The sequence below is a fragment of the Streptomyces sp. NBC_01445 genome, from assembly GCF_035918235.1.
Lineage (GTDB): Bacteria > Actinomycetota > Actinomycetes > Streptomycetales > Streptomycetaceae > Streptomyces.
Genome location: NZ_CP109485.1, coordinates 780,931 through 803,767, shown reverse-complemented (window position 1 = coordinate 803,767; position 22,837 = coordinate 780,931). Strand labels below are relative to the sequence as shown.

The following is a 22,837-nucleotide window of genomic DNA, read 5'->3' as shown; positions in this document are numbered from 1 at the left end:
GGTGACGGCACCCGGGCCGACCTGCGGAAAATCACTTGACCTGGGCGGCGATGGTCCGCGCGCACTCCAGGGACTCCGTGTGCGTGGTGTCCACCTCCAGGTCGTAGACGACGCCCCGGTGGACCGTCTCCGCCTGCGCTGCGGCCATCCCCTGGGCGCGGTCCCCACGGACGATCTCGCGGCCCGCGGCGACCTCGCTGTCGCACCTGACGCCGACCCACAGCACGTCGAGTCCGCCCAGAGCTTTCTGCCACCGCTCCTGTGACTCCGTCCCGCCGAGGAACACGTCATCGATCACGATCCGGGCGCCTGCACCGGCCGTCGCGGCGACCCCCTCCATCCATGCTGCTTCCAGCTCCTGGAACACCGCTCCGACGCTCACCGCGCCGGCTGAAGTGATCTCGATTCCTTCGCCCGATGCCTTCATGGACGCGGGCATCGCCTCGATCAGCCGGTCGATGCCGAAGGCGAGCCATGGATCCGGCAGTACCGCCTGTAGACACCGGACGATCCCGGACTTGCCCGAACTGGACCCACCGTTCAACACGATCACCTGAGTCGTCACCGGGTCAGGGTAGAGGCACCCACCACGGCACACGAAGCGAATTTCGGCAACCGCCTGAATGGCTAGGGATGTGAAGGTCTGAGAACGCGTCAGCCATCCGCCCGTACCGGGTGTTTGCTGAGGATCGATACGCGGTTGAATGCGTTGATCGTTATCGCGACCCAGATCACGGCGGCGATCTGATCCTCGGTGAGCTCGGCCCGGGCGGCGGTGTAGGCGGATTCCTGCGCGACGGCGTCGGACGGCACGGTCGTCGCCTCCGCCAGTCCCAGGGCAGCTCGTTCCGTGGGGCTGAACAGTTCCGTGTCCCGCCACGCCGACAGCACGCCCAGCCGCTCGGTCGTGTCGCCGGCGCGCTGCGCCGCCCGGGTGTGTACGTGCAGGCAGTAGGCGCAGCCGTTGATCTGTGACACGCGGAGGTTGACCAGTTCCACCAGCCTGCGGTCGAGGCCCGCGTCGGCGGCGGCCGCTCGCACCGCCTCCGACGTCTGCACGAGTGCGTGGTAGGCCTTGGGGCTCTGCTTGTCGATGAAGATCCGCCGGGGTGTGGATCCCGCCGCCGGCTGGTTCGACGTGGACTTCTCCGGGCCGCTCGCGGGCCCTTGCTCCGATGTGTACATGGGGCCGTTTCGTGTTCTAAGATCGAGACAAGTTGTTGAACGTAAAACTATCATGGTGGAGGAGGTGGCCGCGATGAGTAATGCGGAAGCAGGTCCGGTCGGAGTGCATGGCGGCTCCCGGGTGGCAGGCGAGCTGTCGGCCGAGGGCCAACGGGTCGACGTGCTCGCCCCGCGCGACGTCCCTCTGGGCGGGCCGCGGGCGATGACCGTGCGACGTACGCTCCCGCAGCGGTCCCGGACCCTGATCGGTGCCTGGTGTTTCGCCGATCACTATGGCCCCGACGATGTCGGCCGCACAGGTGGCATGGATGTCGCCCCGCATCCCCACACCGGCCTGCAGACGGTGAGCTGGCTGTTCAGCGGGGAGATCGAACACCGCGACAGCCTCGGCAGCCACGCCTACGTACGGCCCGGTGAACTGAACCTGATGACGGGCGGACACGGCATCAGCCACAGCGAGGTCTCCACCCCGCGCACCACGACCTTGCACGGCGTCCAGCTCTGGGTGGCGCTCCCCGAAGAACACCGGCACACCGGGCGGGACTTCCAGCACCATGTGCCCGAGCCGGTGCGGACGGAGGGTGCCGAGATCAGGGTCTTCCTGGGTGCCCTGGCCGGATCCGTCTCCCCGGTGCCGACCTTCACGCCCCTGCTCGGCGCCGAGATCACCCTTGCGCCACGTGCGTCGCTCACGCTCGCCGTGGACGCCGATTTCGAACACGGCGTACTCGTGGACCACGGGGAGGTCCGTGTGGCCGACGCCCTGCTACGCCCCGCCGACCTGGGTTACGTCCACCCCGGCGCCGACACCCTGACCCTCGTCAACGAGTCCGACGAGACGGCCCGGACAGTCCTTCTCGGCGGAACGCCGTTCGAGGAGGAGATCGTGATGTGGTGGAACTTCATCGGCCGCAGTCACGAGGACATCGTCCGGGCGCGAGAGGAATGGGAGAGCGCCTCGGAGCGTTTCGGCGCTGTCGAGGGCTACCCCGGAGACCGTCTCCCCGCCCCTGCTCTGCCCCATGCCGCCCTCGCGCCGCGCAAGACCCCCCCCCGCGTCGCTGATCTCTTCCGAAGGAACCCGATGACCCAGCCTTCCTCTGTTCCCTCTGTTCCTTCCGTTCCTTCCGTCGAGCGGAACGATGAGCGCCACCGGTACGAGATCCTGGTCGACGGCGCACGTGCCGGCCTGACCGCCTACCGCGACCGCGGTGTGCAACGTGTCTTCTTCCACACGGAAGTTGACGAGGCGTATGCCGGACAGGGCCTGGCCGGCCAGCTGGTCCAGCAGGCACTCACCGACGTGCGCGAGCTCGGCAAGAGGATCGTCCCGGTCTGCCCCTACGTGGCCAAGTTCCTCAAGAAGCACGAGGAGTTCGCCGACATCACCGACCCGGTCACCCCCGAGGTCCAGCAGTGGCTGGACGCCGAACTGGCCTGATCCGTCGGGTCGGCCGCGCTCCGCCGCATCCAACTCCCTCTGTCCTGCGCGGGCACACACCGCGTATGCCGGATCCCGCCTGCCGGGGTGTCTGTAACAGCCATGTATTAGAGGACGTTTGGACGGAACGGCTCCCGCGCAGCCAGGGTCTCAATGATCAGCAAGCGATCGACAGCCGATCAGGAAGCGATCGGCAAGCGATCGATCAACGATCAGTACGGCTCGCTCAAGACGATTGAGCGGACACCCTGAAAGGGACCCCCCATGCGCGTCCAGAAGCTCTCCCTCCTCGCCGTCGCCGTCGTCGCGGGCCTTTCGCTCACCGCCTGCCAGAGCGGCGGCGACTCCTCGGCCGGGTCGGACGACTCCTCCTCGTCCGCCCGGAGCTCCGGTTCCCAGAGCTCCGGTTCTCAGGACTCCGGCGGCAGCAGCGCATCGACCGGCAACGGCACCAGCACGGCGGGATCCGACGCGAGCACCGGGGGTTCCTCCAACGGCGGTTCCGGAACGGGTACGGGTGCCTGCCAGACCTCCCACCTCGCCTTCAGCAGCTCCGGCGGCATGGCCGAGGGCACGCTCGTCGTGAACCTCAAGAACACCGGTTCCGCCACCTGCACCCTCAAGGGTTTCCCCGGAGCCGACCTGAAGGGCAAGGACGGCACCGTCAGCGCCGAGCGCAGCAAGCTCGCCCCGCCGAGCGTCAGCGTCAAGCCCGGCGAGGAGACCCGCTTCACGCTCCACTACCCGTCGAACGACTCCGGCGGCTCCGGCGTCACCTTCACCAGCCTCGTCGTCACCCCGCCCAACGAGACGCATTCCCACACCCTGCCCGTCACCATCAACGTTCCCGCCACCGATGGCTCCGGCCCGGCCATCACGGTCGACCCCGTCGGCACCGGCAAGTGACCGGTGGGCGCGAGGGATCCGTCACGCAAGGACCGCACTCCCCAGCCAGTGCGCGGCGAGCAGCGCGGCGCGGACGTGGAAGTCGTCGTCGAGGCTGTGGGCGCCGTCCGGCAGCAGCGCGGTCGCCTGCTGCACCCGGTACTGGACGGAGTTGCGGTGCAGGTTCATCGCCCGTGCCGCGGCCGCGTAGCTGCGGTGGTGGGTGAGGAACGTCCGTAGCGTCTCGCGCAGGGTGGCACCGCGTGGCCCGGCCTGCGCCAGTTCGCCCAGCGTGGCCGCCACGAAGTCGTGTACGGCCGGGAGGTCTCCGGCCATCAGCGCGACCGGTGCCACATCGGCGTAGTGCACCCAGTGCGGTCGGCCGGCGCGCGGGCCCCGATTCCTCGCGCCGGCGAGCCGCGTCCGCGTGCCGTCGAGTCGTGTCGCGAGGATCTCCTTGACCTGGGCGGCCTGGCGTGCCGATAGCGCAGTGCCCGCTCGGCGGCCGCCCTGTCCACCGGGCCGCCGCCCAGCAACTCGTTGACCCACTGCTGGCGGACGCCGCTCCGGCCGGCCACCCACCGCTCACGCTCGCGCTCGTAGGCCCGCCCGACCTGCTCGCAGATCTGGTCGATGAACAGCGCCGAGCGGCGGACAAGGAAAAGAACGAGCGGCACCCGGTCGTCGGGTGGCAGGTCGTCGAGGCTGGCGAAGGCCTGGTCGAGAACCAGGGAATGCCCGATGCGATAGGCGCGGATGAGGGCCGAGAGCGGCACGTCGCGCTGGGCCAGCACGCGGGCATACGCGAGAGCCGCGGTCGGCGCCTCCAGATCGTCCGGGTCGATGCCCTGCTTGATGAAGTTCAACGCGGCCACGATGTTCTCGGTGATGCTCGCTTCGAGCAGGGAACGCAGGGCGGCGTCGTGATCGAGCGCGGCGATCTGGGTGGGCGTCACCCGCACGAGCCCCGCGATGAGCTCTTCCCGCGCGTCCCAAAGGCTGTCGACCGCTGCGATGGCCAACGACTGTTCTGTCGACATGCCCGGACCTTACGCGGAGGCGCTCTCCCCTCGTTCGTGCCCGCCGCACGAAAGCCCGCGCACATCTTGTGACGCGCATCCGTCGCCGCGGCGGGGCAATTGGTCCTACGTTCACGGAGGCCACCAGGCCGGGCCACCGCGTTCCTCACGACAAACGGCTCCGACGAGACACAAAGGTGTGACCTCATGGGCTTCATCAAACCCCAACTGCCGCCTGTCGACGCCGACACGTTCCGCTCCCTGCCGCGCCGCGAGCGCCTGGAGATCCTCACCCGGGACTGGGTCGAGTACGGCTTCGGCAGCCCCTACGGGGTGCTCCTGTTCTACGTCGTCAAGTGCCTGCTCTACGGCGGTGGGGCGGCCCTGGTGATCTCGCTGACCCCGGGCCTCGGAACCGTCACCGACGTGGCCTCCTGGTGGGACGAGCCGATCGTCTACCAGAAGCTGATCGTCTTCACGCTCCTGTGGGAAGTGATCGGCCTCGGCTGCGGATCCGGCCCGCTCACCTCCCGCTTCAACCCGCCGATCGGCTCCATCCTGTACTGGCTGCGGCCGGGCACCATCAGGTTGCCTCCGTGGCCGGACAAGGTGCCGCTGACCCGAGGCGACCGCCGTACCGTCGCCGACGTCCTGCTGTACGCCGCCGTACTCGCCTCGGGCGCATGGCTGCTGAGCCGCCCGGGCGACGGGAGCAGCATCGTGGGATTCGGCCACGTCGGCCTGTTCGACCCGTTGGCGGCCCTACCGCTCATCGCGACCGTCGCCGTGCTCGGCCTGCGGGACAAGACCATCTTCCTCGCGGCACGCGGCGAGCAGTACTGGCTCTCGCTGCTGATCTTCTTCTTCCCCTGCAGCGACATGTTCATCGGCTTCAAGCTCGTCATGCTGGCGCTGTGGTGGGGAGCCGCGACGTCCAAGCTCAACCGCCACTTCCCGTTCGTGGTGGCGACGATGATGAGCAACGCGCCCCTGATCCCCTCGGGCCGCGTCAAGCGGGTCTTCTACCGCGACCACCCGCGCGACCTGCGCCCCTCCCCGCTGCCGCTCCTCCTCGCCCACATCGGAACCGCCACCGAATACGGCGTCCCGCTCTACCTGGTGTTCTTCGGCGACGGCGGCTGGTGGACGTGGGCGGCCCTGATCTACATGGCCGTCTTCCACCTCCACATCCTCTCGACGGTCCCCATGGGCGTACCGCTGGAGTGGAACCTCTTTTTCATCTTCTCGCTGTTCTACCTCTTCGGTGCCCACGGCGACGTCATGGTCCAGGACCTGCAATCGCCCTGGCTGCTGGTCGTGATCCTGCCGAGCCTGCTGTTTCTGCCGATCCTCGGCAACGTACGGCCCGACCTCGTCTCCTTCCTCCCCGCGATGCGCTACTACGCGGGCAACTGGGCCACCACGGTGTGGGTGTTCACCGGCGACGCCCTGGAGCGACTGGAGGCGGGACTGACCACGTCGTGCCGCCTGCCCACCAAGCAGCTGGAGACCCTGTACGACGCGGACACCGCGCTGCTGGTGGCCAGCAAGGCGCACGGCTGGCGGGCCATGCACGCCCATGGCCGCGCCCACAACGGACTCATCGACCGGGTCGCCGACGGTCAGGAAGACGCCGTCGTCGTCGAGGGAGAGCTGATCGGCGGCTTTGCGATCGGCTGGAACTTCGGCGAGGGCCACCTCCACGACGATCAGCTCCTGCGCGCCGTACAGGCCCGCTGCGGCTTCGCGCCCGGCGAGGTCCGCGTGATCTGCCTGGAGAGTCAGCCCATCCACCGGCAGAATCAGACGTATGAGGTCCACGACGCCGCCCTCGGTCTGCTGGAACGCGGACACGTCAAGGTGCACGACATGGTGACCCGGCAGCCGTGGCCCACCGACGGCCCGGGCTACCCGGTCTACGGTGTGCAGTCCGTGCACCCGCTGCGGCCGGTGCCCGACGCGGACGGCTCCGTCGAGGGCCTGCCGCCCATGGACACGGCGTCATGACGTCCGCCGTCATCGTCGGCGGCGGGCCCAACGGGCTCGTCGCCGCGGCCCTGCTCGCGAAGGCGGGCCTCGAGGTCACGCTCCTCGAAGCCGCGGACGAGGTCGGCGGCGGCACCCGCAGCCACGAGGCCGTCCTTCCCGGCCTGCTGCACGACCACTGCTCGGCCATCCACCCGATGGCCGTCACCTCGCCGGCGCTTCGCTCACTCGGCCTCGAACGGCACGGACTGCGCTGGAAGTTGGCGGACGTCGACTGCGTACACCCGCTGGACGACGGCAGTGCGGGGGTACTGATGCGCTCCGTCGAGGACACCGCCCTCATGCTCGGTGCCGACGCCGGACGGTACCGGGCACTCTTCGAAACGCCCGTGCGCCACTGGGACGCGCTCGCCCAGGACGTCATGCGCCCTCTGCTGCGCGTCCCGACGCACCCGCTGCTGCTCGCGCGCTTCGGCCTGCCGACCACCCTGCCCGCCACCGTCCTCGCACGTCTCTTCAGAACCCCCCAGGCGCAGGCGCTGTGGGCGGGCGTCGCGGCGCACGCGTTCCGTCCGCTGACCCACCCGTTCACGTCGGCGATCGGACTGGGCATCCTCACCGCCGGGCACGCCGCCGGATGGGCCGTCGCCGAGGGCGGCTCACAGTCCATCGCCCGCAGCCTGGAGAACGTACTGGGCGAGCACGGCGGCACGATCCACACCGGCGTACACATCACCCGCTCCTCGCAGATCCCGCCCGCCGACGTGACGCTCCTCGACCTCGACCCCGGCCAGATCGCCCGCATCTACGGCGACCGGCTTCCCGCCCGCGTACGGTCCGCCTACCGGCGCTTCCGCCGCGGTCCCGGCGCGTTCAAGGTCGACCTGGCCGTCGAAGGCGGCGTGCCCTGGACGAACGAGGACGCCCGACGCTCAGGCACCGTCCACCTCGGCGGCCCGTTCGCCGACGTGGCACGTGGGGAGCGGGACGTCGTGGCCGGGCGGATGCCCGAGCGCCCCTTCGTCCTGGTCGGCCAGCAGTACCTGGCCGACCCCACCCGCTCGGTCGGCGACGTACACCCTGTCTGGGCCTACGCGCATGTCCCGTACGACTACGACGGAGACGCCACCGAAGCGATCCTCCGCCAGTTCGAGCGATTCGCCCCCGGCGTACGCGAACGCATCGTGGGCCGGCACATCACCCGGCCCGCCGACTTCGCCGCGGCCAACCCCAACTTCGTCGGAGGCGACATCGTCACGGGAGCCAACACGGTCCCGTACCTACTCCTCGGCCCGCGCCCCGCGCTCGACCCCTACGGCACCGGTCTGCCCGGCGTGTTCATCTGCTCGGCCGCCACGCCGCCCGGCCCCGGCGCACACGGCATGTGCGGCGCCGGCGCGGCGAGGTCCGCTCTGAGGTACCTCGGAGTCCGGCAACCCGCCTGACGCCGTGTCACGAGCGAACGCGACGGGGCCCCGACCGGTCGTCAGCCCGGCCGGGGCCCCTCCTTCGCCCGACTTCCAGCTCAGGCGGCCGCTTCGATGGTCACCTTGACGTGCTTCATGATCGGCTGGTCGCTCTGCGTGCTGTAGTCGACGAGCGCGCACAGCACGTTCATCTCGGGCATGTACCCGGCCGCGCAGCCGCGCGGGATGTCGTACGGGATGGCGAGGTAGCCGTTGAGGTAGCGGTGGCTGCCGTCCCTTGCCGTGCTGGTGATGTCGACGGGATCGAATTCGGAGATCCCGCGCTCGCGCATGTCGTCCTCGTTCATGAAGACGAGCTCGCGCAGGTTCTTGATGCCGCGGTAGCGGTCGTTGTCCGAGTAGATCGTCGTGTTCCACTGGTCGTGGGAGCGCATGGTGCCCAGGGCCAGGGTGCCGGGCGCCGGTACGACGTCGGGCAGGGCCGCGTCGGAGAACTCCGCGCCGCCGGACGGGGTCAGGAAGACCAGTTCGCGGGCGGGCTGCTTCAGGCGGAAGCCCAGGGGCAGGCGCACGCGGCGGTTGAAGTCCTCGAACCCGTCGAGGGCCTGCGACATGGTGTCGCGGATCCGGTCGTAGTCCTCGATGTACCACTCCCACGGCGTGCTGCTCGCAGGCAGGGCCGCGCGGGCCATGCCCGCGACGATCGCGGGCTCGGACAGCAGGTGCGGCGACGCCGGGCGCTTCATGCCGACGGACATGTGCACCATGCTCATCGAGTCCTCGACGGACGTGCTCTGGATGCCCTTGCGCTGATGGTCCTTCTCGGTGCGGCCGAGGCACGGCAGGATCAGCGCCTGGCGGCCGTGCACGAGGTGGCTGCGGTTGAGCTTGGTGCTCACCTGGACCGTGAGGTCGCAGTTGCGCAGGGCCTCGTACGTGATCGGCGAATCCGGTGCGGCGAGGGCGAAGTTGCCGCCCATGCCGACGAACACCTTCACATCGCCCCGGCGCATGGCCTGGATGGTGCCGATGGTGTCCAGGCCGTGCTCACGCGGCGGGTCGATCTTGCAGTACTCGGCCAGGCGGTCGAGGAACTCGTCGTCGGGTCGGTGATCGATGCCGCAGGTGCGGTTTCCCTGGACGTTGCTGTGACCGCGTACGGGGGAGGGGCCGGCTCCCTCACGGCCCAGATTGCCGCGCAGGAGAAGGAGGTTGATGATCTCGCGGACGGTGTCGACGCCGTGCTCGTGCTGGGTCAGGCCCAGGCACCAGCTGATGATGCTGCGGTCGGCGTCGCAGTACACGCGCGCCGCTTTGAGGATGTCGTCGCGGCTGACCCCGGACTGCCTCTCCAGTTCGTCCCAGGAGGTGCTCTCGCACAGCTGCCGGTAGGAGTCGAAGCCGGTGGTGTGGCGTTCGATGAACTCCTGGTCCAGCGCCTTGGGGTCCAGCTTGGATTCCTCGATGACCGCCTTGGCCATGCCACGCAGGAGCGCCAGGTCGCCGCCGATGCGCACTTGAAGGTTCAGGGTGCTGGTCTTCGTCGTCTTGAACAGCGCCATGTCCATGAAGTCGTGCGGGACGATGGTGCGTGTGGCGGCCGCCTCGACCAGCGGGTTGATGTGCACGATCTGGGCGCCGCGGTGGTAGGCCTCGGCGAGTGCTGTGAGCATCCTGGGCGCGTTGGAGGCGGCGTTGACCCCCATGATGAACAGCGCGTCCGCGCTCTCCCAGTCCTTGAGGTCGACCGTTCCCTTGCCCGTTCCCAGGGACGCCTGCATGGCGCGGCCGCTGGCCTCGTGGCACATGTTCGAGCAGTCGGGCAGGTTGTTCGTGCCCAGCTCACGGGCCATCAACTGGTAGAGGAACGTGGCCTCGTTGCCGAGCCGGCCGGACGTGTAGTACGACGCCTGGTTCGGGTTCTCAAGGCCGCGCAGGGTGCTGCCGACCAGCTCGAACGCGTCCTTCCAGCTGATGGGGACGTAATGGTCCGTGTCAGGGTTGTAGACCATCGGCTCGGTCAGCCGGCCCTGGTCCTCCAGCTTGAAGTCGCTCCACTCGAACAGCTCGGTCACCGTGTGGGCGGCGAAGAAGTCGCGCTCGACGCGCTTGCGCGTCATCTCCCACGTGACGTGCTTGATGCCGTTCTCGCAGATGTCGAGCTTCAGGCCCTTGGTGTCGTCCGGCCACGCGCAACCGGGACAGTCGAAGCCTGTGTTCTCGTGGTTCATCTTCATGATGGCCCGCGGGCCATCCACCAGTTCGCGCTCGCGCACGAGGAACTGGGTCACGCTCTTCGCGGCACCCCAGCCGGCAGCCGGGTGGTGGTAGGGGTGATACTCCGGATCCTCCTTGGGGATCGGCCCCACACTGGGTTCCAGTTCTTCCGGCGCCTCACTGTCGATGCTCAAGACACTCAACCCTTCGACCATGCAAATACGGGCATAAGCCGACAAAATATTAGTTTCAGTCAGGCTATGCCGGTTGATCAATGGGCGCCACCTGCCCGGGGACACCGTCGCCCGCGGCAACCAGGGCGTCCGCCCGCCGCTCACGGAGCCACATGGCACGGAGCCGTCCACCCTGCCGGTCGATGAGCTCGGACCAGCTGCCGCGCTCGGCGATCCGGCCTTGGTCGAGAACCAGAATCTCGTCGACGGCGGCACTGCGAAGTCCGGCAAGGCGGTGGGTGATCAGCACAGTGGTACGGCCCTCGGTGAGGGCGAGCAGATCCGCGGTGAGGGCGTCGGCGGTGGGCAGGTCGAGGTGTTCGGCGGGCTCGTCCATGATCAGTACGGGGAAGTCCGCGAGCGGCGCGCGGGTCAGCGCCAGCCGCTGCCGCTGCCCCCCGGAGAGGCGGACCCCGTGCTCGCCCACCATCGTGTCGAGACCGGCGGGCAGGCTGTCGACCCAGTCGAGCAGGCGGGCCCTGGCGAGTGCGGCCCGCAGGCCGGGCTCCTCGGCGTCGGGGCGGGCGAGACGCAGGTAGACCCGAGGAGCACGGCGAGGCCGAGCCGGGGCCGGGTCTCGTTGCCTCGCCCGGGCCCTGGAGGTGGCTCGACCGCACATGGGCAGTGGCCGGCAGGAGCTGCGACCGATGAACGCCGGGGTTCCGCCGTGCGCACATCCCTGCTCTCATGGGGGACGTCCAGGTGCACGCGTCTGTCAGCGATGGCGAGGAGGGCCGGGCGGTGGGCCACGAGCAGGACCGTGCGGCCCGTTGCCAGCGAGCGGACGGCCTCGACCACGGCGGCCTCGCTCTCGCCGTCGAGGTTGGCGGTCGGCTCGTCCAGGAGCACCAGCGGCCGGTCCGCCAGTACCGCGCGGGCCAGGGCCAGCCGCTGCCGCTGCCCGGCCGAGAGCCCCGCACCGCCTTCACCGAGCACCAGGCCCGGCTCCGCGAAGTCCGACGCGTGGGCGGCAGCGAGCGCAGCACGTACCTCGGCGCCGGTCGCCTCGGGCCGGGCGAGCCGTACGTTGGCGGCGACCGTCCCCGCGAAGAGGTGTGGATGCTGCGGCACCCACGCGATCTGTCGACGCCAGCTCTCCGGGTCGAAGGAGGCGAGGTCGCGCCCGTCGACGAGCACGGCACCGGCCGACGGCGGGACAAACCCGAGCAGCACAGCGAGCAGCGTGGACTTGCCCGCGCCACTCGGCCCGGTCAGGGCAACCGTCTCCCCGGCCGTGAGCGTCTGCGACACATCCTGCAACGCCGCCACCGAGCGCCCCTCGTAAGCGACACTCACCGCCGACAGCCTGATCTCCGCGCCGGCCGGCGCCGGATCGGTCCCCGAGTCCGGCGGCGCGGTCTCCAGGACCTCGAAGATCTCGCCCGCGGCCGTCAGCCCCTCCACGCTCGAGTGGTACAGGGCGCCCACCTGACGAATCGGCAGGTACACCTCCGGGGCGAGAACCAGCACCAGCAGGCCGGTCCGTAGATCCAGCGATCCGTCGACCAGCCGGAACCCGACCGCCACCGCGACCAGCGCCACCGACAGCGTCGACAGCAGTTCCAGCGTCAGCGAGGACATGAACGCGATCCGCAGCGTCCGCATCGTCGCCCTGCGGTAGTCGTCCGTGATGCGGGCGATGGAACGGGCCTGCGCCTTGGCCCGGTTGAAGACCTTCAGCGTCGGAAGCCCGGCCACCACGTCCAGGAAGTGATGCGAAAGACGGGACAGGCCGGCCCATTGCCTGGTCATCCGGTCCTGCGTCGCAAGCCCGACCAGCACCATGAACAAGGGGATGAGCGGCAGCGTCACCGCGATGATCGCCGCCGACCGCCAGTCGGCACCGAGAATCCGGGCCAGCACCACGACCGGCACGACGACGGCGAGCGCCAACTGCGGGAGGTAGCGGGCGAAGTAGTCGTCCAGGGCGTCGACTCCCCGGGTGGCCAGGGTCGCGAGCTCGCCGGTGCGCCGGCCCGTCAGGTAGGACGGGCCGAGCGCGGTGGCATGGTCGAGCAGCCGCCCCCGCAGCGTGGACTTCACCCGGGCCACCGACCGATGTGCCGCCAGCTCGGTCAGCCAGGCCACGAGCGCCCGCCCGAGCGCGACGGCCACCAGACCGAGCAGCGGCCACGTCAGGTCGTACGCGTGCTCCTCGAACGCCCGCACCACGATCTCGGACGAGGCTTGCCTGGGCCACGAGCAGGGCCGCGCCCACCCCGCCGAGGACCACGGATCCGGCGAGGAAGGCGCGGGTGGTGCGGGCGTACGCCAGCAACCGGGGATCGACAGGTCGCATGATCAGTGACCCGCCGGGATGTGCTGGACGCCGATCCGCCGACGGAAGACCCAGTACGTCCAGCTCTGGTAGATCAGCACGATCGGCGTGAACACCGCCGCGACGATCGTCATCACCTTCAGCGTGTACGACGACGAAGAGGCGTTGGAGACCGTCAGCGACCAGTCGGGGTTGAGCGTCGACGGCATGACATCCGGATACAGGGCCAGGAACAGCATCGCGAACGCCGCCACGACGGTCAGTCCCGACAGCGTGAACGCCCAGCCGTCACGGCCGAGCCGGGTCATGACCAGCGCCCCGATCAGTGCCAGGAACGCCACGATCATCACGCCCAGACTCCGGCTGTTGCCCGACTCCACCTGTGTCCAGATCAGGAACACCAGCAGCAACAGGCCCGCCAGCGCGCCGAGTTGAGTCGCCTGCGTCCTGGCCCGGTCACGGATGTCCCCGAGGGTCTTCAGGGCCGCGAAGACCGCGCCGTGGCAGACGAACAGCACCAGCGTCATGACGCCGCCGAGGATCGTGTAACCGTTGAACAGGTCCCCGAGGCCGCCCACGTACGACTTGTCCGCGTCGATCGCCAGCCCGCGGACCATGTTCGCGAAGATCACGCCCCAGAGGAACGGGGGCAGCAACGACGTCCAGAAGGTGGCCTGCTCCCAGTTGTGCTGCCAGCGCGCCCCGGACTGCTTGGCCCGGTATTCGAAGGCCACGCCCCGCACGATCAGGCAGAACAGAATGATCAGCAGCGGGATGTAGAAGCCGCTGAACATCGTGGCGTACCAGTCGGGGAAGGCCGCGAAGGTCGCACCGGCGGCCGTGATCAGCCAGACCTCGTTGCCGTCCCACACCGGGCCGATGGTGTTGATCAGGACCCGGCGCTCGGTGCTGTTTCGGGCCAGCGACTTGGTGAGGACGCCGACGCCGAAATCGAAGCCCTCGAGGAAGAAGTAGCCGATCCACAGGACGGCGATCAGGATGAACCAGAGATCGTGGAGGTGCATGACGATCCGTCCTCAGTACGCGTGGGCGAGGGGCTGGTCGGTATCCTCCGCGGAGGGCCCGCGCAGGGTCGGGTCCTTGGTCGGCGGCCGCTCACCGGAGTCCGGGCCGGCCATGGCGTACTTGGCCATGAGCTTCACCCAGATCACCGCAAGTACCGCGTAGAGCACGGTGAACGCGGTCATCGAGCCGATCACCGTGCCGGTCGTCACGTGGGGGGAGTCGGCTTCGGAGGTGCGCATCAGGTGGTAGACCACCCAGGGCTGGCGGCCCATCTCGGTGAAGATCCAGCCGAAGCTGTTGGCGACCAGCGGGAACGCCATGGTGAGGATGCCGACCCGCCAGCTCCACTTGGTGAAGAAGGCGTTCATCTCGACCTTGTCGGTGAGCATCAGCATCGGCGGCTCGTCGTCGTCGGTCTTGCGCCCTTGCGTCAGCCAGAACTTCCGCCGCGTGGTCCACAGACCGATCAGACCGACCACGAAGCTGGTCATCCCGAAGAAGATCATCAGGCGGAAGCCCCAGTACGTCACGAAGATGTTCGGGATGTAGTCCTCCGGCTCACCGCCGAACTCGGCCGCCTGGTCACGGGCCCTGTTGTTGATGCCGGGGACGGCGGAGTGGAAGTTGTCCTTGGCGAGGAAGGACAGCAGGCCCGGGATCTCCAGTGCGACGGTGTTGTGGCCCTCGGAGACATTGCCGATCGAGAAGATCGAGAAGGGGGCGGGACCCTGCGTGTCCCAGAGCGCCTCGGCGGCAGCCATCTTCATCGGCTGCTGATCGAACATGACCTTGCCCAGCCGGTCGCCGCTGAGCGCGGTGCCCAGCCCGGCCACCACCGCGATGATCAGGCCGACCCGCAGTGAGGTCCGCATCGGCGCGATGTTCCGGCGGTTCGTCTCCTTGCCGCGCTTGGCGCGCAGCAGGTGGTACGAGGAGATGCCGATCACCAGCGCGGAACCGGTGAGGAACGCAGCGGTAACGGTGTGGAACATCTGCACCTGCGTGGTGTTCTGGAACAACACCCGGCCGATGTCGGTGAGTTGGGCCCGCCCGGACTCCTTGTCGATCCGGTAGCCGACCGGGTGCTGCATAAAGGAGTTGGCCGCCAGAATGAAGTACGCGGAGAGCAGGGTGCCGATGGCGACCAGCCAGATGCACGCGCAATGCAACTTCTTGGGAAGCCTGTCCCAGCCGAAGATCCACAGGCCGATGAACGTGGACTCGAAGAAGAACGCGATCAGCGCCTCCATCGCCAGCGGGGCACCGAAAACATCGCCGACGAAGCGTGAGTAGTCGGACCAGTTCATCCCGAACTGGAACTCCTGGACGATGCCGGTGACGACACCCATCGCGATGTTGATGAGAAAGAGCGTGCCCCAGAACTTCGTGGCGTGGAAATACTTCGCGTTGCCCGTCCGCACCCAGGCCGTCTCGAAGCCCGCCACGATGGCGGCCAGACTGATCGTCAGCGGGACGAAGAGGAAGTGGTAGACGATGGTGATGCCGAACTGCCATCGCGCCATGGTCTCTTGAGCGACTGCTAGTACCACTGCACCATCTCTCGGCCGGAGTTCCTCACATTCGGGCAAAAGCTATCTTTAGCACAAAGCGGCATCGGGCCGGGCGGAGCTGGGGCCGGGTGGAGGCGGCCAATTTCCGCTCCGCTTGCGGATCGGCAACCACCGGGATTGAGTGGAAACGGTGCCCCCATCAGAGGCGTCGGAAGCTGTCAGCATTAGAGGCTGATCACTATGGAAGCCAAGAAGGGCGATTATCTGACCCTGCACGGCCTCAGGGGTGACAGGACCGTAAGGGTCGAGGAGATCATCTCTGGTACGAACCGCGATCTCTACCAAGTGGCCTTTTCGGACGGCCATACTGCTGTGGTCGCGCCGGGGCCAGACGTAGAAAAGGCACACTGCAAGCGCCACACGCACGTGGTCGATGTATCCGGTTCGCCGTATCTCTGATTGCGCGGAAACAGAGACACGAGAGACGGCGGAAACAGACACGAGAGATGGGATCCCTCACTGAGGGATCCCATCTCGCGTGCGCCCGTACGTGGGGATCAGTAGCGCAGCAGCGCCGCCACGCCGCCGGCCTCCGTCAGCGTCCCGTCGGGCACGAACAGGACCCGGGCGTCGGCAGCGATCGCGTTGTCCACGAGTCGCTCGACGATGTCGGTGGCCACACCAAGTGCGTGCGCCGACGGTTCCATGTCCTTCTTCGGGTCCGGCAACGTCACCGGCTTCGGTACGTCCACGAGCTCCAGGACGCGGTCGTCCTCGGTGATGCGGCCCGCCAGCATCAGCCCCTCTTCCACCACCAGGCGGTGCACGCGCTTGTCGGCGACCGAGGTCCACACCTCCGGCGCGCCGCCGACGTACTTGCCCTGTCCACGCGCTTCGCTCAGCTCGGAGACGGCTTCGGCGACCTGCTTGGCGTAGAAGTCCGCGAGGGCCGGCTGGAGCCGCTTCTCCAGATCCTGGGCCGATTCCTTGTCCATGCCCGTGAGCGGCAATGTCCCGGCGATCAGATTCCCGTAGCGGGTGACGCTCCTGAACGTCGAGAGGATCTTGTCGCCGCCGATGACGAACAGCGGCAGTCCGTCGTGCTCCTCGAAGGACTGCCCCAGCCGTTTGTCCACGGTCCGCAGGTACTGCTCGACCCGCTCCTCATGCCCCTCGTACGGCGTGGAGTGGGGGATGGACCCGGGAATCGCATCCTCGGGGGACGGGATCTGCGGCTTGTCCGGCCACCCGTTCTTCTCCACTTCCTGCAGTCGTCGTACGGACCCGTGGTACAGACGGCACATCTCCTGGTCGAGGACAAGAACCAGGTACGGGCGGGAGCGCTGCTCGGCAGCCACCAGGTACCGCGTCAGGAATGCCGTGCCGAATTCCACGCGGGGTTCCACCGGTGCGAGCGATGTCATCCGCCATACCTGGACCGGCTCGTTCACGGCCACATAGACGACCATGGCGTCGTCCGGGTGGAAAGGATCGGTCGCGCGTTCGATCTCCGCGGGATCCAGCAGTTGATCCCGCAGCTCCAACCTCGTCTCCCGCTCCACGTCCGGGTCGTCCACCAGCCGCCGCTTGGCCTCGGTGACCAGGTCTCGGATGAGGATTCGGTCCTTGTCGCTGAAGGGGAAATCCGGATCGGTGGGCGTGACCAACGTGATCGCGGGATACGGCCGCTTCTTGCTCAGGGCGGCACGGATTTCAGGAGTCAGATCGGAGGTATGCACGATTTCAGCCTCGCATTGATCACCGGGACACGCAGGGCGGAAACGGCCGACCGACGGGTAACAGGTCCCTGCCCTGCGGGGTGGGTTCGTCTCGACCCGCAGTCACCGTCTCGACCCGCCGTCATCGTCAGGAGCGGCGTACCGTGAAATCTACGGAATGCGCGACCGGGGACTTCCACTTCCGGGCCCGCGAAGCCGACGTGAGATGGCGAGGTGCCGAGTCATGAGCAAGAACTCACCGGCGAAAGGGCACCACGGCATAGGTGCACGAGGGCAGGGCAAGCTGCTGTACTTCCACTCGCAGATCCCGCAGGCGGCCGTCAAGCAGGCGAAGGACCAGCTGCCCGGTAAGTCCCAGCAGCCCCACGATCATCGCAAGGCCAACGGCCGCTGGGCCCCGTGACGAGGTCCGGCAGACCAGTTGGAGGGCCTCACACCGGCGTGTGGCCCTCCAAGTAGTTGCGCACGGCTCCCGGGGGCGTGGCGTCGACGGCCGCCGCGACCGGAACCCAATGGATCTGCTCCGGCCTGAGCCGCGCCCCGTCCGACGGATCCTCGGTCAGCAGCTGACACAGGACGGCCGGCCCGGGATCTCCCTGAGCCGCCTGTGGTTCGAGTGTCGATGAACCGTCGACGAGATAGCCGGTGAGCTCGTACACAAGGCGCGCGGCGGTGGCCTCCGCCGACTCGGCGGGCTCGGGAATGCCGGACGGCAGCTCACTGCCGTCCGGCTGTTCCACCAGGAGCAGGCGTCCGTTGTGGATGACGACCGCCTGCACCATGCCGTGGGCCGCCTGCTCCAGCGCCATGACCCGACCGCCCTCTCTCTGTTCCGCGTGATCCGTCCGCCCGGTGTGCGGGCCTTGCCTTCCTACCCCACGAAGGCCGGTTCACGCGGACGTCGCCGGATCAGGGATCAGGGCGGGGGCGGAGTCAGACGCGGTCGGCGACGATCATCAGGTACTGGAAGCTGCCGTTCTTGTACGCGGTGAGGAACGTGTCCTCGATGCCGGTGACCAGATGGTCGGCCTGCTTGCGCAGTTCCCAGTACGGCAGCGCGGCCTCCGTGAGGTCCTCGACGTGCACGGGGACCAGGCGGTTGCGGGCCATGGCGCGGAAGTACTCCGACCGTGGGTGGATGTCGCAGATGTAGTGGGCGTTGATCAGGGACACCTCGCGCGACGCCCGGCCGTAACCGTCGTTGTAGCAGCCGGTGATGACCACGTACCGGCCGCCGCGGCGCAGCAGCCGGGCGTGTTCGGCGAAGAGCAGCTCCAGCTCGACGTACATGGTCGACTCGTTGTTCCACGACGCGCCGAACGCGCCGGTCGGCAGACCGGTGTCGAGCATGTTGCGGTGGTGGTAGCGGACCTGGCCGTCGATGCCGCGCTTGGCGGCCTGGGCGTTGGCGAAGTCCGCCTGTTTGGCCGAGATGGTGACGCCGTCGGTCTGGCAGCCGTACCGCAGATGCGCCACGACACTGCCGCCGCCGCGTCCGCAGCCGGCGTCGAAGGCCCGGTCGGTGGCGGTGAGCGGTCCGAGGTGGTCGGCGAGGCAGTTGGCCTGGGCGTGTTCGAGCCGGTGCAGCTCGGCGGTGATCCGGTCGTTGCGCCGCGTGGGGTCGGGCTCGTCGAGCACCGAGTTGTCCGCGGGTCCGATCCCGTAGTGGTGGTGGTACAGGTCGTCGATCTTGCCGAGTTCGAGGTTGACCGGGTTTTCCTCGGCGTTCCAGTATTCGGCGACACGGGACTGGTACGTGGACTGGGCCGGCAGCGGAACGGCCGAGGTGAAGTGGGGAGCGGTGGTCAACAGGTACTCCTCGCAGTGCATTTGACAGTGGATCAGGTGAAACGGACTTCGGGTCCGAGTGGTTGGACCGGTGCGCGGACTACCAGTAGTCGGGCAGGTGGTAGCGGCGGCTGTTCGTGGCGTGCCACTCGTGGTTGCCGGCCACCCAGGTGCTGAGGCCCTGGACGTACCGTTCGACGAGGGGTGACATGGCGGACAGAAGCGCGGCCTCCTCTTCGAAGGCCGTCTGGATCTCGTTGTGGATGTCGACGGACTTGAGGTAGGCGGCCTTGAGGCCGCACCGTTCGTTGGCCGCGACGACCTGCGGCAGGTTGAGGTGGGTGGGGTCGTTGGCCAGTTCCTTGGTGAAGGAGTACAGGTCGTTGACGAGCGTCGTCGCGTTGCACGCCAGCGCCGTGACCCGCTGGATCTCGGGCCGGGCGTAGACGGCCTCGGGCAGTTCGTAGCCGTCGACCGCGTCGACGAGGGACAGACAGGGGCGGAAGTTGTTGAACTGCCGCATGACCAGGTACTCCCACACGCGCGGCATGTGCCGGGTCTCCGCCCAGGCGGCCTCGGCGAGGTACCCGAGGTGCAGCCGCGCGATGTCGTGGACGAACCGGGATGCCTGGCTGGGTGTGGCGAAGGCGGCGTAGTCCTGGAAGGCCACGTGGTACGAGCGCAGCGGGCCGTCGGCCTGCACGCCGTGGCGCCACTGCTCCTCCGCCTCGGCTGTCCCGTGGTACGGATCGATCGCGGACTGCGCCATGATCAGCCGGCCGCCGAGGCCGCGCGGTGATCCGCCCTTGTCCTCGCAGTAGCAGTCGTCGACCATGTTCTCCGCGAGCAGCAGTTTGCCCGCGGCGGTGAGGCGGTCCAGGTCGGCCGCCCCCGGGTGCTGGAGCACCACGGCCCGCCCGACCTGGAAGCGCGCGAAGTCCTCGAACCACGCCTCGGGGAACAGATCGAGACCGCGGGCCCAGATCTCCAGCCTGCGGTCGACCTCCTCGACCTTCACGGGATCGGCGGGGACCGCCGGCTGGTGACGCAGTCCGGGGACCGCACCGCCGCGCCGTGTCTGCAGGGCGCGGGCAAGGCTGGGCGGCCCCGGCGGAGAGAACGGGGCGGCTGTGTCCGGCGGTGCACTCATCGCGTACCCCGTCCGTCGTCGCGCGTCATTCGGCGGTCCGTCCGATCTGCACGTTCTCGAGGATCCCCGCCGCGTCGGGGACGAGAATCGCCAGCGAGTAGTAGGCGGTGACGAGGTAGTTGATGATCGCGGTGGTGTTGATGCCCATGAACCTGACGTTCAGGCCGGGCTGGTACTCCTCGGGGATGCCGGTCTGGTAGAGGCCGACGACTCCCTGGTCGGACTCCCCGGTGCGCAGCGCGAGGATGCTGGTCGTGTGCTGCGGCGTGACCGGGATCTTGCCGCAGGGGAACAGCGGAACGCCTCGCCAGGCGGGCACCTCGTGACCGTCGACGTTCGCGGTCCCGGGGACCAGACCGCGCCGGTTGCACTGCCGGAAGAACGCGGCGATCGCCTTCGGATGGGCGAGGAAGAGCTTCGTCTTACGGCGCATGGAGAGCAGTTCGTCGAGATCGTCGGGGGTGGGCGGGCCGGAGAAGGTGCTGATGCGCTGGCCGTAGTCGACGTTGTGCAGCAGCCCGAACTCGCGGTTGTTGAGGAGTTCCCACTCCTGGCGCTCGCGGATCTCCTCGATGGTGAGGCGGAGTTGCTCCTCGGTCTGGTCCATCGGGTCGTTGTAGAGGTCGGCGATGCGGGTGTGGACGCGCAGGACGGTCTGGGTGAGGGACAACTCGTATTCGCGCGGCGTGAGTTCATAGTCGACGAAGCCGCCGGACAGCGTCGGCTCACCCGTGTGCCCGGACTGCACGGGGACGTCTGCCTCGCCCTTGCGGTTCCTCGGCAGCCGCTGTCGTTCGACGTACTCCCGCAGGTGCGCGGCGAGGGACGGTGTCCGCTCGGTGAGCTCCTCGACGACGTCCCAGGGCAGTACGAGAACGGTGCCCGCGGTCTCGGCCCGGACCGAGCTGAGCCACAGCGGGTCCGGCTGGCCGATGGCCTCGTCGCCCATCTGGTCGCCGTCCGTGACGACGCCGATGACCTCCTCCTCGCCGTACTTGCCTTCGGTGAAGCGAGTGAACCGCCCGTGGGCCACCAGGTAAGCCTCGGTCACCGGCTGCCCGGCCTCGAAGAGGACCTGCCCGGCCCGCACCTCCCGGGTCCGGAACCGGGTGGCGATTTCCTTCAGTACGTCGATGTCGTCGTACCCGCGCAGGACGGGGAGTTCGGTGAGCGTCTCGGGGATGACTTTGATGTCGTTCCCGCCGTTCTGGTCGAACTGCACCCTGCCGCGGCCGATGCTGAGCTGGAGACGCCGGTTGACCCGGTACGTGCCGCCCTTGACGTCCACCCATGGCAGGGATTTCAGCAGCCACCGTGAGGTGATGGCCTGCATCTGCGGTGCGGACTTGGTGGTCGTGGCCAGCCGGCGTGCCGCATGGGTACCGAGACTGGTCAGCTGCTGGTCGGTCGGGACTTCAGGTGCGGTTTCTTCGTCGCTCGCGGGACCGGTGGCGCTGTCCGGTACGGACACATTCCCTCCCAGGAGATGTAACGAGGGTGGGCGAAGCGATCGGTGGTACGAAAGCTCCTCGTTGCACCCACAAGGCAAGCAGCCGGGAGTGGTGGCCAGGTACGGCGCGAAGGGGGCGATTTCGCGTCCTGGAAGTGCAAACCTGCCGAATGAGGCAGACGGCCAAGCGGAACGTGATCGCGCGCCGTCCCGCACCACGGGAACGTGTGCGCGGGACGCGTACGAGCTATGGGGCGCCGCGGTGGGTGGCTACTGGGTTCGCCATTCCCGGGCGCGCGGTGTCGTGGTTACTGGGCGCGCCACTCCGGAGCGAGGATCGCCCAGAGCTGCGTGCCGTGACGGGTGCCGTCGTACGGCCAGGACTCGCGCTGAACGCCTTCGAGTGTCATGCCGAGCCGTTTGGCCACCGCGGCGCTGCGTTCGTTGTCGGCCCGGCAGTGCCACTCGGCGCGGTGCAGGCCCCGTGTGGTGAACGCCCAGTCCAGCAAGGTGCCGCACGCCGGTGTGATCAGGCCGTGGCCCTCGGCGTCCGGCTCCAGCCAGCAGCCGATCTCGCAGGAACCGGAAGCGGCGTCGAAGTCCACGAACATCACGCCGCCGACGAGCGTGCCGTCGAGCCAGATGCCGTAGAGGCGGCCGCCGTCCGCGGCCTGGCGCTCGGCGTACCGGCGCAGTGTGGCGCGCGCCCCGTCGACGTCGACAGTGACGAAGCCCGCACCGACCCACGGCCGGATGTGCTCGCGCGCCCGGTCCAGGTGGGCGGCGAACTCCTCGGCATGCCATATCTCGAGCGGGGCGAGACGGGCGTCGTCCCGCAAGGGGAGAGAGAACATGAGGACCCCATTCACACAACAAGCGTTTTGGCTATGTACCGTAGCAGCATGCCACGTACCAAGGGGGACCATGAGGCCCGTCGCCGTGACGTCTCCGAGGCGGTCTGGCGGGTGCTGGTCGCGCACGGATTCGGCGGCCTGACCATGCGCGCCGTCGCCGCCGAACTCGACGCGTCCACCGGCCTGCTGACCCACTACTTCCCGGCCAAGCGCGACCTGGTCGCGTACGCCCTCGACCTGCTCGAGCAGCGGACCGTCTCGCGCCCCCGGCCTGCGGCGGGGGAGGGCCTGGCCGCGCTGAAGGCCGCCCTGATGAGCATCCTCCCGCTGACGGGCGAGGCAACCGACAGCAACCGGATCTGGGTGTCCTCCTGGGACACCGCGCTCGCCGACCCCGGGCTGAGTGCCGACTACGCCGGCAAGTACGGGCGAGGCCGCGACAAGCTGCGCGACCTCGTCGAGGCCGCTCAGGAGGCGGGCGAACTGCGCGCCGGGGATCCGGCGCGCATCGCGGCCGGAGCTCAGGCCTTCGTACTCGGCCTGGTGGTGCAGGCGCTGTTCGACCCCGAGGCGTTCCCGCCCCGTCGCCAGGCCGAGCTCCTTGACGACTGTCTGGACGCGTTGACCCGCGCTCGGTAGCGGGCCGGC

19 protein-coding genes and 3 pseudogenes are annotated in these 22,837 nt (G+C 68.6%); 8 read left to right on the top strand and 14 right to left on the bottom strand.

Annotated features, from left to right (window positions below; translation table 11 throughout):
• Positions 1 to 31: 31 nt before the first annotated feature.
• A complete protein-coding gene (cpt, locus tag OG574_RS03945) occupies positions 32 to 565 on the bottom strand; it encodes a chloramphenicol phosphotransferase CPT (RefSeq protein WP_326771861.1) in 534 nt (177 codons plus the stop codon).
• 89 nt (positions 566 to 654) lie between these two features.
• Positions 655 to 1,185, bottom strand: a complete 531-nt coding sequence (locus OG574_RS03940) for a carboxymuconolactone decarboxylase family protein (protein WP_326771860.1) — start codon at positions 1,183 to 1,185, stop codon at positions 655 to 657.
• Positions 1,186 to 1,258: 73 nt separating this feature from the next.
• On the opposite strand from OG574_RS03940, the pseudogene OG574_RS03935 reads away from it, so the two are divergent.
• The 3 genes and pseudogenes from OG574_RS03935 to OG574_RS03925 form a co-directional block, all read left to right on the top strand.
• A pseudogene (locus OG574_RS03935) lies at positions 1,259 to 2,242 on the top strand (pirin family protein); the annotation flags it as partial.
• A gap of 27 nt (positions 2,243 to 2,269) precedes the next feature.
• Positions 2,270 to 2,626: a GNAT family N-acetyltransferase gene (locus tag OG574_RS03930; protein WP_326778357.1), complete on the top strand. Its 357-nt coding sequence runs from the start codon at positions 2,270 to 2,272 to the stop codon at positions 2,624 to 2,626.
• A gap of 264 nt (positions 2,627 to 2,890) precedes the next feature.
• Positions 2,891 to 3,532 (top strand): DUF4232 domain-containing protein, encoded by a 642-nt coding sequence (locus OG574_RS03925; protein ID WP_326771859.1) that lies wholly within the window; start codon positions 2,891 to 2,893, stop codon positions 3,530 to 3,532.
• Between the two features lie 21 nt (positions 3,533 to 3,553).
• Here OG574_RS03925 and OG574_RS03920 read toward each other — a convergent pair whose 3' ends face one another.
• Together OG574_RS03920 and OG574_RS03915 are read right to left on the bottom strand one after the other, a co-directional pair.
• The gene (locus tag OG574_RS03920) at positions 3,554 to 3,865 is read right to left on the bottom strand and encodes a helix-turn-helix domain-containing protein (RefSeq protein ID WP_326771858.1); all 312 of its coding nucleotides are present in this window, start codon (positions 3,863 to 3,865) and stop codon (positions 3,554 to 3,556) included.
• Positions 3,847 to 4,551 (bottom strand): hypothetical protein, encoded by a 705-nt coding sequence (locus OG574_RS03915; RefSeq protein WP_326771857.1) that lies wholly within the window; start codon positions 4,549 to 4,551, stop codon positions 3,847 to 3,849. Before OG574_RS03915 ends, OG574_RS03920 begins: the two co-directional genes overlap by 19 nt.
• Positions 4,552 to 4,737: 186 nt before the next feature.
• On the opposite strand from OG574_RS03915, the pseudogene OG574_RS03910 reads away from it, so the two are divergent.
• Positions 4,738 to 6,423 (top strand): annotated as a pseudogene (locus OG574_RS03910) (DUF3556 domain-containing protein); the annotation flags it as partial.
• Positions 6,417 to 7,961, top strand: coding sequence for a phytoene desaturase family protein (locus tag OG574_RS03905; protein ID WP_326771856.1), 1,545 nt, complete (start codon positions 6,417 to 6,419; stop codon positions 7,959 to 7,961). The pseudogene OG574_RS03910 and the gene OG574_RS03905, both read left to right, overlap by 7 nt.
• Positions 7,962 to 8,041: 80 nt before the next feature.
• Here the strand turns inward: OG574_RS03905 and OG574_RS03900 are convergent, their stop codons facing one another.
• The 4 genes and pseudogenes from OG574_RS03900 to OG574_RS03885 form a co-directional block, all read right to left on the bottom strand.
• Positions 8,042 to 10,375, bottom strand: coding sequence for an FdhF/YdeP family oxidoreductase (locus OG574_RS03900; RefSeq protein WP_398376882.1), 2,334 nt, complete (start codon positions 10,373 to 10,375; stop codon positions 8,042 to 8,044).
• Between the two features lie 43 nt (positions 10,376 to 10,418).
• Positions 10,419 to 12,692, bottom strand: a pseudogene (gene cydD / locus OG574_RS03895) (thiol reductant ABC exporter subunit CydD).
• 2 nt (positions 12,693 to 12,694) lie between these two features.
• Positions 12,695 to 13,696, bottom strand: a complete 1,002-nt coding sequence (gene cydB, locus OG574_RS03890; RefSeq protein ID WP_326771854.1) for a cytochrome d ubiquinol oxidase subunit II — start codon at positions 13,694 to 13,696, stop codon at positions 12,695 to 12,697.
• A gap of 12 nt (positions 13,697 to 13,708) precedes the next feature.
• The gene (locus tag OG574_RS03885) at positions 13,709 to 15,247 is read right to left on the bottom strand and encodes a cytochrome ubiquinol oxidase subunit I (RefSeq protein WP_326771853.1); all 1,539 of its coding nucleotides are present in this window, start codon (positions 15,245 to 15,247) and stop codon (positions 13,709 to 13,711) included.
• 201 nt (positions 15,248 to 15,448) lie between these two features.
• Between OG574_RS03885 and OG574_RS03880 the strand changes: the two genes are divergently transcribed.
• Complete coding sequence (locus OG574_RS03880; protein ID WP_100593495.1) at positions 15,449 to 15,667, top strand: DUF1918 domain-containing protein; 219 nt, start codon at positions 15,449 to 15,451, stop codon at positions 15,665 to 15,667.
• Positions 15,668 to 15,765: 98 nt separating this feature from the next.
• Here the strand turns inward: OG574_RS03880 and OG574_RS03875 are convergent, their stop codons facing one another.
• The gene (locus OG574_RS03875; RefSeq protein ID WP_326771852.1) at positions 15,766 to 16,947 is read right to left on the bottom strand and encodes a baeRF3 domain-containing protein; all 1,182 of its coding nucleotides are present in this window, start codon (positions 16,945 to 16,947) and stop codon (positions 15,766 to 15,768) included.
• Positions 16,948 to 17,170: 223 nt separating this feature from the next.
• Here OG574_RS03875 and OG574_RS03870 point away from each other — a divergent pair, with 223 nt between their 5' ends.
• The gene (locus tag OG574_RS03870; RefSeq protein ID WP_100593497.1) at positions 17,171 to 17,350 is read left to right on the top strand and encodes a hypothetical protein; all 180 of its coding nucleotides are present in this window, start codon (positions 17,171 to 17,173) and stop codon (positions 17,348 to 17,350) included.
• Between the two features lie 28 nt (positions 17,351 to 17,378).
• Here OG574_RS03870 and OG574_RS03865 read toward each other — a convergent pair whose 3' ends face one another.
• From OG574_RS03865 to OG574_RS03845, 5 genes are all read right to left on the bottom strand, one after another.
• Positions 17,379 to 17,756 (bottom strand): NUDIX hydrolase, encoded by a 378-nt coding sequence (locus tag OG574_RS03865; RefSeq protein ID WP_326771851.1) that lies wholly within the window; start codon positions 17,754 to 17,756, stop codon positions 17,379 to 17,381.
• A 124-nt stretch (positions 17,757 to 17,880) separates the two neighbouring features.
• Positions 17,881 to 18,756 carry a geranyl diphosphate 2-C-methyltransferase gene (locus OG574_RS03860; protein ID WP_100593867.1) on the bottom strand — a complete coding sequence of 292 codons (876 nt, stop codon included), beginning with the start codon at positions 18,754 to 18,756 and terminating at the stop codon, positions 17,881 to 17,883.
• A gap of 79 nt (positions 18,757 to 18,835) precedes the next feature.
• Complete coding sequence (locus OG574_RS03855; protein WP_326771850.1) at positions 18,836 to 19,885, bottom strand: family 2 encapsulin nanocompartment cargo protein terpene cyclase; 1,050 nt, start codon at positions 19,883 to 19,885, stop codon at positions 18,836 to 18,838.
• A gap of 25 nt (positions 19,886 to 19,910) precedes the next feature.
• On the bottom strand, positions 19,911 to 21,356 hold the full coding sequence (locus OG574_RS03850) for a family 2B encapsulin nanocompartment shell protein (protein ID WP_326771849.1): 1,446 nt from the start codon (positions 21,354 to 21,356) through the stop codon (positions 19,911 to 19,913).
• A 287-nt stretch (positions 21,357 to 21,643) separates the two neighbouring features.
• The gene (locus tag OG574_RS03845) at positions 21,644 to 22,189 is read right to left on the bottom strand and encodes a GNAT family N-acetyltransferase (RefSeq protein WP_326771848.1); all 546 of its coding nucleotides are present in this window, start codon (positions 22,187 to 22,189) and stop codon (positions 21,644 to 21,646) included.
• A gap of 48 nt (positions 22,190 to 22,237) precedes the next feature.
• Between OG574_RS03845 and OG574_RS03840 the strand changes: the two genes are divergently transcribed.
• Positions 22,238 to 22,828: a TetR/AcrR family transcriptional regulator gene (locus tag OG574_RS03840; protein WP_326771847.1), complete on the top strand. Its 591-nt coding sequence runs from the start codon at positions 22,238 to 22,240 to the stop codon at positions 22,826 to 22,828.
• Positions 22,829 to 22,837 lie beyond the last annotated feature (9 nt).